This window comes from Solibacillus sp. FSL H8-0523, assembly GCF_038051985.1.
Taxonomy (GTDB): Bacteria; Bacillota; Bacilli; order Bacillales_A; family Planococcaceae; genus Solibacillus.
In genome coordinates this window covers 3189822-3203245 of record NZ_CP150291.1, presented here as the reverse complement: position 1 = coordinate 3203245, position 13424 = coordinate 3189822, and the positions used below count along the sequence as shown (strand labels likewise).

Genomic DNA, 13424 nt, shown 5'->3' with positions numbered 1-13424 from the left:
GAGCCATCACATTTGTGACAGCTCTCTTTTTCATTGAATTAGTTTAATGCTTGTTTTAAAACTTCAATATTTTTACGCATTAATGTGAAGTAGTCTTCGTTGTTTGTAATGTCTTCTTTAGTTAACACACTTAAGTTATGCAGTGTTAACGTTTGTGCACCAAGCTCGTTTTGAATAATTTTAGTTAAGTTTGATGAAACATTTTGCTCAAAGAAAATATACTCAATGTTCTCTTTTTTCGCTAAATCAACAATTGATGTTAACTCTTTTTGTGAAGGTTCACTTTGCGAGTTCAAGCCTGCGACAGGTACTTGTTTCAACCCGTAGTGACCAGCGATATAGCCGAATGCCGCGTGTGAAACGAAGAATGTTTTCTTTTTCGTTGCAGCAGCCATTGTTTCAAAGTCTGCGTTTAATGTATCTATATCGGCTACAAGTGTTTCATAGTTTTTCGTGAATGTTGCTTCTTGATCTGGTAAAGCAGCAACTAATTCATCTTTAATCGCTAATGCTAATTGCTGTGAAATGATTGGTGATAACCAAACGTGTGCATCGTGGTCTGTATGTGCATGGTCGTCATGATTTTCTTCTGCGTGTTCATCTTCATCATGTTCGTGATCATGCTCTTCTTCAATTGCTTCTTCGTGTGTATGTCCTGTTGAGATGTGTAACTGTTCTTCTGTTACACCTTCTGCAGTAGGGACTAATTTTACATCTTCATTGGCTAATGTTTTCTTAGCATTTTCAACAAAGCCTTCTAAACCAAGACCAATGTAAAAAAATATGTCTGCATCTGCTAACGTCATCATATCTTTTTGAGTCGGTTCAAATGTATGCTCGTTGGCACCTGCTGGGTAAATAGAAGAAACGTTAACGGCCTCGCCACCGATTCGTTCTGCAAAATATTGTAGCGGATAAACCGTTGTATAAATTGATAAAGTGTCATCTGTTTTTTCTGTATCGGTTGTAGGTGTAGCATTATCTGAATTACATGCTGCTAATAATAATGCTAACATTGGAATGAATAAAAACCATTTTTTCATACTGTATATGCCCCTTAAATAGTAATAATTACGATTTGATTATTTTCAACAGTTCCAATAATACAAGAAAATCGGAAAAAATACAATAAAAAAAGCCTTCGAAAATTATTTTTTTTTCGAAGGCCATTTGTCTGGTACTGGATCAAAGCCACCAGGATGAAGTGGTTGGCATTTTAAGATGCGTATAGTCGTCATAATCAACCCTTTAATAGCCCCATGCTTTTGTATGGCTTCAATACCATAGCTCGAACAAGTAGGGTGGAATCGGCATGACGGTGGCTTCATTGGGGATAAGTATTTTTGATATAGGCGAATGAAGCCGATAACTAATTTTTTCACTGCTTTTGCTCTCCATTTTTATAGGCTCGAATCGGTTTTGCATCAACCGTCTGCTTTAATGATACGTTGTTTTTTCGAGCAAGTAAAATAATTGAGAACGCAAAAATACTCATAATTGTTACGATAATAATTAATACAATTGGTAAGCTCATTTTTTCACCTCTGTTTTTTCTTGATCATGATGCGTAATGACATCGACGGTATGCTTTACTTTATAACCCCAGTTCACTGCTGTTAAAAATAAAGCCGTAATGATTACAATTACGAAAATTGCGATGATAATAATGGTTGTCGTCATCATCTTACCTCCAGCTTTTTAAATTCTCTTCTATTTTACAATAAATAGGGAGTGTGAAATTTGACTATATTATGTTTTAAAACGTTTTCATTCGGCAATAATAAAAAAGATTGGTGAAATTCAGTTTTTTGTCACAGTTATTGTGAGGAAAGTGTATTATGATATTGGTGAGAATGTTTTTCAATTAGGTATAAAATTTCTATATAGAAATTTTAAATATAATTTATGAGGTGACAAGCATGGCAGAAGCAAAATTAAACGGTCAATTAAACGAATTAGTTGCAACATGGTCAGTATTGTACACAAAACTACATAACTACCACTGGTACGTGAACGGTCCATCATTCTTCACGCTACACACAAAATTCGAAGAGCTTTACAACGAAGTAACACTAAATTTAGATGAAGTCGCTGAGCGCATTTTATCTAAGGGTGGTAAGCCGATTGCGACGTTAAAAGAGCATTTAGCCTTGTCGTTAATCGAAGAGGCAACAGGCAAAGAAACAACAGAGCAAATGGTAGAAACAACAATTGCCGATTTTGAAACGATTATGAAAGCATTAAAACAAGCGATGGAAACAGCTGGTGAAGCGGGGGATAATCGTACGGAAGACTTATTAAACGCAACCTACCAAAGCTTAGAAAAACACGCTTGGATGTTAAACGCGTATTTAGGGAAATAATAAAGAAAACGACTCCGAATTTGGGGTCGTTTTTTGCATAGTTTTGCCGAATTTGCTCATGTTACGCTTAGAGGTGAGTAAATTTGGGAAAGCAAAATGTTTATGTATCGGTTGCTCATTTAACATGTAACTTGCAACCAGGGTCATCCTATGAGTTTGTATTACAAATGGATCCAATTAAAGCGCGTGTGTTTTCGAAGTTATTTACACAAATGCAAAGCTTAGAAGCAGCGAATGCGTTTCGTGCGCATCTGCCGTATATTCCGTATCATATGGACCGACTAAATCATGAGATTGATTACCGGCTCCAAAAAATCTATGCGCTCATTCATGAGTTTGGCGATGATGAAGCAAAGCGATTTGTTGAACAGCTACCGTATTTTCGTGCACACGTCTATTGAATGATCCGCGTTCGTTCGCTACACTAATAAGTAGGAGTTGAGCGAATGTTTACATTTATAGATGAAAACGGATTAAAGGTAGATTTACGTTTTGATGAAGGGCCATTTACCGTGGAGCCGAGGCATGTATTAGCGCTCGTGCAGCACGAAGGGAAATGGCTTTGTACTATTCATACAAGCCGAGGCGTAGAGTTTCCGGGAGGCAAGCAAGAAGAGGGAGAAACACTCGTAGAAGCGGCTGTTCGTGAAGTGTATGAGGAAACCAATGTGATTGTAGAAGGTGCAAAGTGGTTTGCGTATTATATTGTGCACGATAACATTCCGTTTTGTAAGGCGGTTTTCACAGTGAAGGTAAAAGAAATCGAACCTTTTGTTGGTGACTATGAGACAGACGGGATATTATGGCTAACAGAAGAAGAGCTTTGGCAACAGCCAAATTTAAGCTTTTACATGCGAGATGCCGGCATGAAAAAGATGTTACAGGAAGTGAAAAATCATGAACGACAATGGTAAGGTTTTTGCAATACGCCCATACCCATCGCCAAATGCGCACATTCGTTTGGATGAGGTCACTTATTGGTCACAGGGGTTACGTGTAAAAGGCTTATTAGCACGCCCGAAAGAAGCAGGGGACTATGAAGCACTTCTTTACTTACGAGGTGGGTTACAGTCAATCGGCATGGTACGCCCAGCGCGTGTTGCACAATTTGCTAGCCAAGGGTTTGTCGTATTTGCACCGTATTACCGAGGCAATCGAGGGGGCGAAGGGAAAGACGAATTTGCAGGCGATGATCGTCATGATGCGATGAACGCCATCATGGTATTAAAACAATTTATTGCGGTTGAAAAAGTGAATGTATTCGGCTTTTCGCGCGGTGGTTTAATGGCGTTATGGACAGCAATTTTATCGGATGAGGTGAAATCACTTGTAACGTGGGCTGGGGTTTCAGATGCAACGGCAACTTATTGGGAACGTGTGGATATGCGTCGCGGCTTAAAGCGTATTGTTGGGGGCACGCCAAATAAAGTACCAGAAAACTATGAGGACCGCACACCATTATATGATGTGGCAGACATTCAAGCGCCCGTACTGATCATTCATGGTACTGAAGACCAGCACGTGGATATCGAGCATGCCTATCAGCTTGAGCTCTATTTAAAAGATGAAGGCAAAGTTGTAGAAACCTGGTTTTCATTTGGCTTAAAGCATCATTTCCCACCGAAGTTAAATCGTTTAACTGTTCAGAAATTATGTAGTTGGATGAAATCAAAAAAGGATGCTACGCATTAGAGCCGTGCGTAGCATCCTTTTTGTGTACTATGATATACATTACATTTATATGATGTTTATCCTGATCTGAGCAACATGTTAGTAAGACACTCGTAGGTTAAACGTTATGTCGCATTGATTGAGCGAGTCTAGGTATTCGCGCCAGTATATTGGCGCGAATGCCTTTTCCTAGCAAATTACGCTAAAGGACCGCCTTTTTTCACGATTACTTCATCAACATTTGCAAACTTCGCGAAGTTGTTGTTGAATAGCTCAGCTAGTTCAGCTGCTTTTTTATCGTACGCTGCTTTGTCAGCCCATGCTTCACGAGGGTTTAATACTTCTGTTGGAACACCTTCGATTGCGACAGGGATGTTTAATCCGAATACGCCATCTTGGATTGTTTCTACATTGTTTAATTTGCCTTCGATCGCTGCACGAACCATTGCACGCGTGTAAGAAAGCTTCATACGAGAACCTACACCGTACTCGCCGCCAGTCCAGCCTGTGTTTACTAGGAACACTTGAGAACCGTGCTCGTCGATTTTTTGGCCTAACTGCTCCGCATATACAGTAGCAGGAAGTGGTAAGAATGGTGAACCGAAGCATGTAGAGAATACTGGCTCCGGCTCTGTAACGCCGCGCTCTGTACCAGCTAATTTCGAAGTGAAGCCGCTTAAGAAGTGATACATTGCTTGTTCTTTTGTTAATTTAGAAACAGGAGGTAATACGCCAAATGCATCTGCTGTTAAGAAGATGATTGTATTTGGGTGACCTGCTACTGATGGTAATACGATGTTATCGATGTAGTCGATTGGGTACGCTACACGTGTATTTTCAGTTAATGAACCGTCATCATAGTCACAAATGCGTGTTTCAGTATCTACTACGACGTTTTCTAATACTGAACCGAAACGAATCGCGTTGTAAATTTCTGGTTCATTTTCTTCTGATAAGTTGATTGTTTTTGCATAGCAACCACCTTCAATGTTGAATACGCCAGTATCTGACCAGCCGTGCTCATCATCGCCGATTAATTTACGGTCAGCGTCTGCTGATAACGTTGTTTTACCAGTACCTGATAAACCGAAGAATAAAGCAACATCGCCTTCTTCACCAACGTTTGCTGAACAGTGCATTGGGAAAATCCCTTGCTCTGGTAATAAGTAGTTCATAATACCGAATACTGATTTTTTCATTTCTCCAGCATATTCAGTACCACCGATTAAGATGATTTTCTTTTCAAGTGAAGTGATGATGAATGTTTCAGAACCTGTGCCATCTACTTCTGGATCTGCTTTAAAGTTTGGAGCAGATACGATTGTGAAGTCAGCAGCGAAAGAAGCTAAGTCTTCGGCTGTTGGACGGATGAATAATTGGTGGCAGAATAAGTTGTGCCATGCATATTCATTAATTACTTTAATAGATAATTGAGAAGCTGGATCTGCTCCTGCAAAGCCGTCGAATACGAATAATTCATCGCGCTCTTTTAGGTAGTCCATTACTTTTACGTAAAGCTTGTCGAAGACTTCAGCAGAAATCGGACGGTTTACTTTGCCCCAGTCGATCTTGTCTTTTGAACCTTCTTCTTCAACCATGTATTTATCTTTAGGAGAACGGCCAGTATATTTACCTGTTTCAGCACGTAATGCGCCTTCTACAGTTAACATTGCTTCTCCACGTGATGTAGCTTTTTCAACTAATTGTGGAACTGATAATTGAGATTGAATGTTTTCCCCGTTTAAAAGTTCTTTCAGCTCGTTAGCAATTTCTACCGAATTCATCTATTAAATACCATCCTTTTTTATAGTATTCCCTTGTGAAGGGGAGTTGTTTGTTAATTCAAAAATAGTATAACACATTGAATATAATAATCTATACTAATTCTGAATTATTTTTTAATGAATTTCTAACGATTTTAAAACTGTACGAAATAAGACAAAATTAATTGACAGGGGCATCGTTTTTACGTAAGATGTGTAATTGAACGGATACTCTTATCCCGAGCTGGTGGAGGGGCAGGCCCTATGAAACCCGGCAACCTGCGCAAGTCGCGTGTTGGTGCCAACCTGATGCAAGGGCAAAACTACCCTTGAACGATAAGAGTGAAAGGTATCGAATATAATTCCCTTTCCTCACGCGTGATGAACGCGACTCATGAGAAAAGGGATTTTTTTGTTTATAAATTAGAACGATAAAAGTAACAGCCTTTCAAAACCTCGTGTCAAAGCAAATGCTTGACGTTTATCCTGCATTAAGGGACAGTAACTGTTTACTTTAATGGGGAAGTGAAACATGGCGTAAGTGGACAAGCAACGGTCTCTTAAAGCCCGATTGGTAAAAGCTTGGGGATGTTAAATCGCACCGAGCCAAGTTTCACTTTATCGAAAAAATAAGCGGACATGGGTAATGAGTACCGTATCTTTAGTAAGAGTGAATTTAGGAGGAAAATGACATGACAAATCGTCGACTGTTTACATCAGAAAGTGTAACGGAAGGACATCCAGACAAAATCTGTGACCAAATTTCAGATGCTATTTTAGATGCCATTTTAGCAGCAGATCCAAATGCACGTGTAGCTTGTGAAACTACGGTAACAACAGGTTTAGTATTAGTAGCGGGCGAAATCACAACTTCAACATATGTAGATATGAAAGGAATTATTCGTGATACGGTAGCAGAAATCGGCTACACACGCGGTAAGTACGGATTTGACGCTGAAAACTTAGCAGTACTTGTAGCGGTTGGCGAACAGTCTCCTGACATCGCGCAAGGTGTTGACCAAGCGTTAGAAGCACGTGAAGGTTCAATGACAGATGATGAGTTAGAAGCGATTGGTGCAGGTGACCAAGGCTTAATGTTCGGTTATGCATGTAACGAAACACCAGAGCTTATGCCAATGCCGATTTCTCTAGCACATAAATTAGCGCGTCGTTTAGCAGCAGTACGTAAATCAGGGGAACTTGCTTACTTACGTCCAGATGGTAAAACACAAGTAACAATCGAATACGATGAAAACAACGTACCAGTACGTGTGGATACAATCGTTATTTCAACGCAACATGATGAAGAAGCAACATTAGAGCAAATTCAAGCAGACATGAAAGAATTTGTTATTAAACCAGTTGTACCAGCTGAATTATTAGATGAAGCGACAAAATACTTCATCAACCCAACAGGCCGTTTCGTAATCGGTGGACCTAAAGGGGATGCAGGTCTTACAGGTCGTAAAATTATCGTAGACACTTACGGTGGTTATGCACGTCATGGCGGTGGCGCGTTCTCTGGTAAGGACGCAACAAAAGTTGACCGTTCTGCCGCTTATGCAGCACGTTATGTAGCAAAAAATATCGTAGCAGCAGGCTTAGCTGATCGCGCGGAAGTACAATTAGCGTATGCAATCGGTGTAGCACAACCGGTATCAATCGCGGTTGACACATTTGGTACAGGCAAAGTAAATTCAGAGCAAATCGTTGAATGGGTACGTGAATTATTCGACTTACGCCCAGCAGGAATTATTAAGATGTTAGACTTACGTCGTCCGATTTATAAGCAAACAGCTGCTTACGGTCACTTCGGTCGTACAGATATAGATGTCCCTTGGGAAAAAACAGATAAAGCAGAAATTCTTAAAGCAAAAGCAGGTCTATAAAATGCAAATGGAGTCATCGGTAGTAATTAACTACTGGTGACTCCATTTTTTTAAACAAAATTACGCTCTTTAATAGGAAGAAACTGTATGTTGTTACATGTGATTGTTCGTAGCGTCATTTTGTAATGACTTGTAATATTGCCCTTTTTCTACGTATTCACGAATAATACGATCCATGTCAGCGCGGTCTTCTTCAGTTATTTCACGTACTACTTTTGCAGGACGCCCCATCGCTAAACAGTTAGGCGGAATCACTTTTCCAGGAGGCACAAGACTACCTGCACCGATAAAGGCTCCTTCACCAATTTCAGCGCCATCTAAAATGATGGAACCCATACCAATTAAAGCACGTTTTTTGATTGTACAGCTATGTAACGTTACTTGATGTCCAACCGTTACCTCATCTTCAATAATTAACGGGTAAGCTGGGCTTTGGTGAAGGCATGATAAATCCTGAATACTCACACGTTCGCCGATAATCGTCTTGTTTACATCACCACGTATTACCGTGTTAAACCAAATTGTTGACTCAGCACCGATTGTCACGTCACCTGTAACAGTTACGTAATCAGCAATAAATGCGCTCGGGTGGATCACGGGTGATTTGTCTTTGTAAGGGTAAATCATGGGCAATTCCTCTTTTCTTAGATAAAATAGTAAGTGCTATTATTATCGTAACAGATGGACAGGAATTTTCAATTAGCATTTCTTCTAGGTGCGATGTATGATAGAAAATAGAGATTTGATAGAAAGCGTGGGTTGGCCATGTGGAAATGGGAAGCTGAAGAGCAACCAAAAGCAGTCATCGTAATTCTTCACAGTGTATATGAGCATCATCGCTGGTACGCATGGTTAATTGAAAAGTTTCGAAGTGCAGGCTTTCACGTTGTCATGGGAGATTTACCGGGACATGGAGAGCAAGCAAAATTTGCAAGATATCACGACGAAGACTTTGAAGGCTATATAAAATATACGAAACTACTATTTAAAGTAGCACTAGAATATAATTTACCGTTATTTGTTATTGGTCATGGGTTAGGCGCAACGATTGCAACTTACGTACTTCAAAAGAAAAAAATAGATTGTGCAGGAATTATATTAACATCACCGTGGCTTCAGCTAAAACTAACGCCAGGTAAGCTAACGAATGCGTTATCGAGTTTTAGTGCCATTACATCCAATATGAAACTGAAGCATGAACTGTCATTACAGCATTTTACACGTAACACGGATGTGTTAATGGAGCTTAAAGAATATTTACCGTTAAATGATACGGTGACGGTAAAATGGTATCGTGATTGGCAGCAAGCGACACGCGTCATTCGTGATCCGGAATTTAAGCTACCGAATGTGCCACTGCTTGTGATGACTGGTGAAAATGATAAAGTAACAGACGTTCAGGCGACAAAAAAATGGGCATATGAACAAATTCAGCATTCTGAATTCCACTACAAACAGTGGAAAGGTTGCTTACATAGTCTCTATTTTGAATTAGAGCGTGAAGAAGTTTTCCGCTATAGTGTAGACTTTATTGACAATGTTTTACGGGACTTAGGTTATATTATTGAATAAAACGAAACCTAGCAAATAAGTAATTGTTTGCTAGGTTTTTTCAATTATTATAAAATTTATATCGAAATTTCTGAATCTTTGTAATATACTAAAATCTAAATTAATACACTAATTCAATAAGGGGGAAGGTTATGGATTTTATTAATAACTTTGTAGGTTGGGCCAATAATATTTTATGGGGTCCAGTAATGATTTATGGAATTTTAATTGTCGGGCTGTTCTTTTCTATTCTGACAAAATTCGCTCAAGTTCGTTTAATTGGTGATATGTTCAAGCTGATGTTTACAGGGCAAAAATCAGATGCAGGGGTATCGTCATTCCAGGCATTGTCGATTGCGTTATCTGGTCGTGTAGGTACGGGTAACATTATCGGTACGGCTTCAGCAATTGCATTTGGTGGCCCAGGTGCCGTGTTCTGGATGTGGGTGACAGCCTTTATCGGTGCATCGACAGCCTATATGGAGTCAACATTAGCGCAAATTTACAAGGAAAAGAAAGACGGACAGTATCGTGGTGGTCCAGCATTTTACATCGAAAAATCGACAGGAATTAAAGCATTAGGTGTCGTTTTTGCCATTGCAATGATTATGTCAGTGGCAGTTTTAATGCCAGGTGTACAAGCTAATGCTATTTCAGGTGCAGTAGAAAATGCATTCGGGATTGCGCCATGGATTACAGGATTAGTAACGGTTATCTTACTTGGCATCATCATCTTTGGTGGAATCAAACGTATTGCCAACGTAGCGCAAGTTTTAGTGCCATTCATGGCATTAATTTATTTATTAGTTGCACTTATTGTTATCATTATGAATATTTCTGAAGTACCAGCAGTATTTGCTTTAATCTTCCGTAGTGCCTTTGCATCGGATGCGATTTTTGGTGGGATGATCGGTAGCGCAATTTTCTGGGGTGTAAAACGTGCGATCTACTCAAACGAAGCAGGTCAAGGTACAGGCCCACATCCAGCCGCAGCTGCTGAAGTTTCTCATCCAGCTAAACAAGGCTTAGTACAAGCAGCATCGGTTTATATCGATACAATTTTAGTATGTTCTGCGACAGCGTTAATGATTTTATTCATGGGCACGTACAATGTACATGATGGTAGTCAAGACGGAGTATTAATCGAAGCGAAATTAGATGAAACCATCACATATTCAGGCTTCACACAAGCCGCTGTAAATAATGCATTCCCTGCATTAAATAACTTCGGTTCAGGATTTGTCGCAATTTCTTTATTCTTATTCGCATTTACAACATTAATGGCTTACTACTACATTGCCGAAACAAATGTGTCGTACATGTTTAAAGGTAGCGCTGAAAAAATCGGTATTTTCTTAATGAAAGTGATTCTACTTGCTTCTGCATTCTACGGAACAGTAAAAACATCCGACTTAGCGTGGGCGTTTGGTGACGTAGGGCTAGGTTTAACCGTATGGATCAACGTTATTATGATGCTATTTATTATGAAACCAGCGCTTCTTGCATTAAAAGACTATGAGCAGCAGAAAAAAGAGGGCAAGGATCCTGTATTTGATCCGAAGAAGTTAGGCATTAAAAACGCGGACTTCTGGGAAGAGTACAATAAAAAATAATGGATGACGGCATTTCGCCATCCATGGGCTGAGTACATCACTTTAGGGTGATGTACTTTTTTAGTGGAAAACTGGCGCTTGCAGCAATGCTAGTTTTCCCAAAACACATCCTGTTTCATTGCATCTAATAGAGTATTAAAAAATGCCTGTACGTTATCGACTGTTGATGCAGGTAAAAAATGAATAGTAATGGCGAAATCGCTATTTGTTTTCCCTTGTTCGTTGCAAAGATAGACAACGAGTAGATAATGAATCGCATCATACACATCATTTTTGATTGGGAATTTTTCTTTTGCCTCATTGAGTTGAAGGAGCCAATGCGTGGCATATGGATAATCAATTGTATAGCCTTCAGAAGCGAGTGCTAATTGATCGTTTAGGCCAATTGGCACGAGCGCATAATCAATGCATCCTTTGCCTTTACGCTTTACTTTTGCCCTTTGTGCACGCTTTAAAACATGGTATCGAGTTCCTGCTTTTTTACGTAAGCGTTTTTTCAATCTGTGTCCCCCTCTGTTTGTAAAAAGCATCAAGCGCTTCGAATTGCTGCTTTGAAAAATCCTTTTGCCCACGAATGAATTTCTCATATAAATTATAATAGCAAATTGTTAAATAGTCATCGTTATGGTGTCTTTTGTAAGGTGTATCGTTTTCTAATACGTCAACGCCTTCAAAATAGCGATTCATTTTATCAACGGTACGAATGTTGACACCGCGCTTTTTCATTTCTTCTAAGACAAGCGCCGTATAAATCGATAACTCGCTCTTAGGGTACTCGTAAATATAATTGATGAGAACATGCCTATCTTCTTTGGCATAAATACTATTGAGCTCGCGCCACTGTGCTAAAAGCTGACTTTTTGGTAAATACGGGATTAATTCGAAATGCCATAAACGCATAATAGTCATCCTTTCTAAAAAACAGAGAGCTAAATTTTAGCTCTCTGTTGGAAGTTCTTTTACTTTTTCTAAAGCAATAATAAACGGGGGATCATTTTTTTGATTAATAAATTCATAGCGAAGTACATGAATGTATTTTTGTGGTAAGTCACTCACAAAGCGAATGACTTCGTCGCGTTCTTCTTTACCACCTTCATGGCCATGATAAACGACTAACACAATCATGCCGCCAACTTTTAATAATTGGAGTAGGCTTTCAAGGGATTGAATCGTTGTATTGGGTTTTGTCACGATTTCGTGGTCACTACCTGGTAAATAACCCAAGTTGAAAATGGCTGCTGAAACCGGCTTGGTAATATATTTTGCTACGTTTTCGTGCCCGTCGCGTAAGACGAGGGCACGGTGCTCTAATGCATTATCAAGCAGGCGGTGTAGCGTGGCATCAACGGCTTCTTTCTGAACGTCAAATGCGTAGACATAGCCGTCATCACCGACAAGATTTGCTAAAAAGAGCGTGTCATGTCCGTTGCCCGCTGTCGCATCAACGGCGATATCTCCTTCAGCAACCGACATTTGTAGGAGCGATTGTGCGTACTGAATAACGCGTTCTAGCTTCATTTTTCAATCACGTCCGCTTTGTAGTGTTTCCCTTGCCAAGACCCGCGGCGTTCGAGCTCCGCGTCAATGCCGTTTAGTACTTCCCATTTGTTGACTGACCACATAGGACCGACCATTAAGTCGATTGGGCCGTCACCTGTAATGCGGTGCACAATCATTTCCGGGGGAATAATTTCGAGCTGATCCGCCACAAGATTTACATAGGCGTCTTTTTCCATGAATTCAAGCATGCCTTTTTCGTATTGTTTTACGAGAGGTGTGCCTTTTAATAAATGAAGTAAGTGGATTTTAATGCCTTGTACATCAAGTTTCGCCACTTCACGCGCGGTTTCCATCATCATATCGTAGTCTTCCAGCGGTAAGCCGTTAATGATATGTGTGACGATGCGGATGTTGTGCTTGCGCAGTTTATTAACCCCTTCGACATAAGTTGCGTAATCATGTGCGCGGTTAATTAAGTTTGCTGTTTTTTCATGTACAGTTTGTAAGCCAAGCTCTACCCATAAATACGTACGCTCGTTTAGTTCTGCTAAATATTCGACAACATCGTCTGGTAAGCAGTCAGGGCGTGTTGCAATGGAAATCCCCATAACCCCTTCACAAGCAAGTGCTGCCTCGAACTTTTCCTTTAATACTTCAAGCGGGGCATGTGTATTTGTGTAGGCTTGGAAATAGGCCATCGTTAAGCCGTCTTTCCACTTGTTCTCCATTTTTGCTTTGATTTGTTCGAATTGTACCGGGATTGGATCTACTTTATTGCCGGCAAAATCGCCTGAGCCAGCTGCCGAGCAAAATGTACAGCCACCAAATGCAACCGTGCCATCACGGTTCGGGCAGTCAAAACCAGCATCTAGTGCAACTTTGTATACCTTTTTACCAAATTCGTTACGTAAATAACGGTTCCATGTATAATAGCGCTTTCCGTCTGATGGGAAAGGGAAATTTGTTTCAGTCATAAGTCTGTTCACTCCTCTAACGATTTATTTTAACATGGAGCTAGGAACTCTACTAATAGAAAATCTTTTTTCTTGTACATTTCTAGTAATAGGAATAAAA

Annotated in this window: 17 protein-coding genes and 1 riboswitch; of the genes, 7 read left to right on the top strand and 10 right to left on the bottom strand. The window is 39.9% G+C overall.

Annotated features, from left to right (window positions below; genetic code table 11):
• Positions 1 to 38: 38 nt before the first annotated feature.
• From NSQ62_RS15940 to ytzI, 4 genes are all read right to left on the bottom strand, one after another.
• Positions 39 to 1043 carry a zinc ABC transporter substrate-binding protein gene (locus NSQ62_RS15940; RefSeq protein WP_341321120.1) on the bottom strand — a complete coding sequence of 335 codons (1005 nt, stop codon included), beginning with the start codon at positions 1041 to 1043 and terminating at the stop codon, positions 39 to 41.
• A gap of 105 nt (positions 1044 to 1148) precedes the next feature.
• Complete coding sequence (gene yidD, locus NSQ62_RS15935) at positions 1149 to 1382, bottom strand: membrane protein insertion efficiency factor YidD (RefSeq protein WP_341321119.1); 234 nt, start codon at positions 1380 to 1382, stop codon at positions 1149 to 1151.
• Positions 1379 to 1534: a hypothetical protein gene (locus NSQ62_RS15930; RefSeq protein ID WP_341321118.1), complete on the bottom strand. Its 156-nt coding sequence runs from the start codon at positions 1532 to 1534 to the stop codon at positions 1379 to 1381. Before NSQ62_RS15930 ends, yidD begins: the two co-directional genes overlap by 4 nt.
• Complete coding sequence (gene ytzI, locus NSQ62_RS15925) at positions 1531 to 1683, bottom strand: YtzI protein (RefSeq protein WP_341321117.1); 153 nt, start codon at positions 1681 to 1683, stop codon at positions 1531 to 1533. Before ytzI ends, NSQ62_RS15930 begins: the two co-directional genes overlap by 4 nt.
• Before the next feature lie 236 nt (positions 1684 to 1919).
• On the opposite strand from ytzI, the gene NSQ62_RS15920 reads away from it, so the two are divergent.
• The 4 genes from NSQ62_RS15920 (at position 1920) to NSQ62_RS15905 (ending at position 4055) form a co-directional block, all read left to right on the top strand.
• Positions 1920 to 2363 (top strand): DNA starvation/stationary phase protection protein, encoded by a 444-nt coding sequence (locus NSQ62_RS15920; RefSeq protein ID WP_341321116.1) that lies wholly within the window; start codon positions 1920 to 1922, stop codon positions 2361 to 2363.
• Positions 2364 to 2446: 83 nt separating this feature from the next.
• Positions 2447 to 2764 (top strand): transposase, encoded by a 318-nt coding sequence (locus NSQ62_RS15915; protein ID WP_341321115.1) that lies wholly within the window; start codon positions 2447 to 2449, stop codon positions 2762 to 2764.
• Between the two features lie 45 nt (positions 2765 to 2809).
• Entirely contained in the window at positions 2810 to 3277 is a 468-nt protein-coding gene (locus tag NSQ62_RS15910; protein ID WP_341321114.1) for an NUDIX domain-containing protein, read from the top strand.
• Positions 3261 to 4055, top strand: coding sequence for a prolyl oligopeptidase family serine peptidase (locus NSQ62_RS15905; protein ID WP_341321113.1), 795 nt, complete (start codon positions 3261 to 3263; stop codon positions 4053 to 4055). Before NSQ62_RS15910 ends, NSQ62_RS15905 begins: the two co-directional genes overlap by 17 nt.
• A 176-nt stretch (positions 4056 to 4231) precedes the next feature.
• On the opposite strand, the gene pckA is transcribed toward NSQ62_RS15905, so the two are convergent.
• Positions 4232 to 5818 carry a phosphoenolpyruvate carboxykinase (ATP) gene (gene pckA, locus NSQ62_RS15900; protein WP_341321112.1) on the bottom strand — a complete coding sequence of 529 codons (1587 nt, stop codon included), beginning with the start codon at positions 5816 to 5818 and terminating at the stop codon, positions 4232 to 4234.
• A 210-nt stretch (positions 5819 to 6028) separates the two neighbouring features.
• Positions 6029 to 6140: riboswitch (SAM riboswitch) on the top strand.
• 349 nt (positions 6141 to 6489) lie between these two features.
• On the opposite strand from pckA, the gene metK reads away from it, so the two are divergent.
• Positions 6490 to 7686, top strand: a complete 1197-nt coding sequence (gene metK, locus NSQ62_RS15895; protein ID WP_341321111.1) for a methionine adenosyltransferase — start codon at positions 6490 to 6492, stop codon at positions 7684 to 7686.
• A 93-nt stretch (positions 7687 to 7779) separates the two neighbouring features.
• Here metK and NSQ62_RS15890 read toward each other — a convergent pair whose 3' ends face one another.
• Positions 7780 to 8313 carry a gamma carbonic anhydrase family protein gene (locus NSQ62_RS15890; protein WP_341321110.1) on the bottom strand — a complete coding sequence of 178 codons (534 nt, stop codon included), beginning with the start codon at positions 8311 to 8313 and terminating at the stop codon, positions 7780 to 7782.
• A 138-nt stretch (positions 8314 to 8451) separates the two neighbouring features.
• Between NSQ62_RS15890 and NSQ62_RS15885 the strand changes: the two genes are divergently transcribed.
• Positions 8452 to 9258 carry an alpha/beta hydrolase gene (locus NSQ62_RS15885; RefSeq protein WP_341321109.1) on the top strand — a complete coding sequence of 269 codons (807 nt, stop codon included), beginning with the start codon at positions 8452 to 8454 and terminating at the stop codon, positions 9256 to 9258.
• Between the two features lie 140 nt (positions 9259 to 9398).
• On the top strand, positions 9399 to 10850 hold the full coding sequence (locus NSQ62_RS15880; protein ID WP_341323954.1) for an alanine/glycine:cation symporter family protein: 1452 nt from the start codon (positions 9399 to 9401) through the stop codon (positions 10848 to 10850).
• Between the two features lie 89 nt (positions 10851 to 10939).
• Here NSQ62_RS15880 and NSQ62_RS15875 read toward each other — a convergent pair whose 3' ends face one another.
• From NSQ62_RS15875 to NSQ62_RS15860, 4 genes are read right to left on the bottom strand one after another with little or no spacing between them, the layout of a single operon-like run.
• Positions 10940 to 11350, bottom strand: a complete 411-nt coding sequence (locus NSQ62_RS15875; RefSeq protein WP_341321108.1) for a hypothetical protein — start codon at positions 11348 to 11350, stop codon at positions 10940 to 10942.
• Positions 11331 to 11750, bottom strand: coding sequence for a pyrimidine dimer DNA glycosylase/endonuclease V (locus tag NSQ62_RS15870; protein ID WP_341321107.1), 420 nt, complete (start codon positions 11748 to 11750; stop codon positions 11331 to 11333). Before NSQ62_RS15870 ends, NSQ62_RS15875 begins: the two co-directional genes overlap by 20 nt.
• A 36-nt stretch (positions 11751 to 11786) precedes the next feature.
• Positions 11787 to 12368, bottom strand: coding sequence for a class I SAM-dependent methyltransferase (locus NSQ62_RS15865; RefSeq protein ID WP_341321106.1), 582 nt, complete (start codon positions 12366 to 12368; stop codon positions 11787 to 11789).
• A complete protein-coding gene (locus NSQ62_RS15860) occupies positions 12365 to 13324 on the bottom strand; it encodes a TIGR01212 family radical SAM protein (RefSeq protein ID WP_341321105.1) in 960 nt (319 codons plus the stop codon). The genes NSQ62_RS15865 and NSQ62_RS15860 overlap by 4 nt, the downstream gene beginning before the upstream one ends.
• Between the last annotated feature and the right edge of the window lie 100 nt (positions 13325 to 13424).

Bases quoted from the DNA above. Each gene is read 5' to 3' on its own strand.
- NSQ62_RS15885 (WP_341321109.1), top strand. From the start codon at position 8,452: ATGTGGAAATGGGAAGCTGAAGAGCAACCAAAAGCAGTCATCGTAATT.
- NSQ62_RS15870 (WP_341321107.1), bottom strand. From the start codon at position 11,750: ATGCGTTTATGGCATTTCGAATTAATCCCGTATTTACCAAAAAGTCAG.
- NSQ62_RS15865 (WP_341321106.1), bottom strand. From the start codon at position 12,368: ATGAAGCTAGAACGCGTTATTCAGTACGCACAATCGCTCCTACAAATG.
- metK (WP_341321111.1), top strand. From the start codon at position 6,490: ATGACAAATCGTCGACTGTTTACATCAGAAAGTGTAACGGAAGGACAT.
- NSQ62_RS15910 (WP_341321114.1), top strand. From the start codon at position 2,810: ATGTTTACATTTATAGATGAAAACGGATTAAAGGTAGATTTACGTTTT.
- pckA (WP_341321112.1), bottom strand. From the start codon at position 5,818: ATGAATTCGGTAGAAATTGCTAACGAGCTGAAAGAACTTTTAAACGGG.
- NSQ62_RS15940 (WP_341321120.1), bottom strand. From the start codon at position 1,043: ATGAAAAAATGGTTTTTATTCATTCCAATGTTAGCATTATTATTAGCA.
- NSQ62_RS15890 (WP_341321110.1), bottom strand. From the start codon at position 8,313: ATGATTTACCCTTACAAAGACAAATCACCCGTGATCCACCCGAGCGCA.
- ytzI (WP_341321117.1), bottom strand. From the start codon at position 1,683: ATGATGACGACAACCATTATTATCATCGCAATTTTCGTAATTGTAATC.
- NSQ62_RS15920 (WP_341321116.1), top strand. From the start codon at position 1,920: ATGGCAGAAGCAAAATTAAACGGTCAATTAAACGAATTAGTTGCAACA.
- NSQ62_RS15905 (WP_341321113.1), top strand. From the start codon at position 3,261: ATGAACGACAATGGTAAGGTTTTTGCAATACGCCCATACCCATCGCCA.
- NSQ62_RS15930 (WP_341321118.1), bottom strand. From the start codon at position 1,534: ATGAGCTTACCAATTGTATTAATTATTATCGTAACAATTATGAGTATT.
- NSQ62_RS15860 (WP_341321105.1), bottom strand. From the start codon at position 13,324: ATGACTGAAACAAATTTCCCTTTCCCATCAGACGGAAAGCGCTATTAT.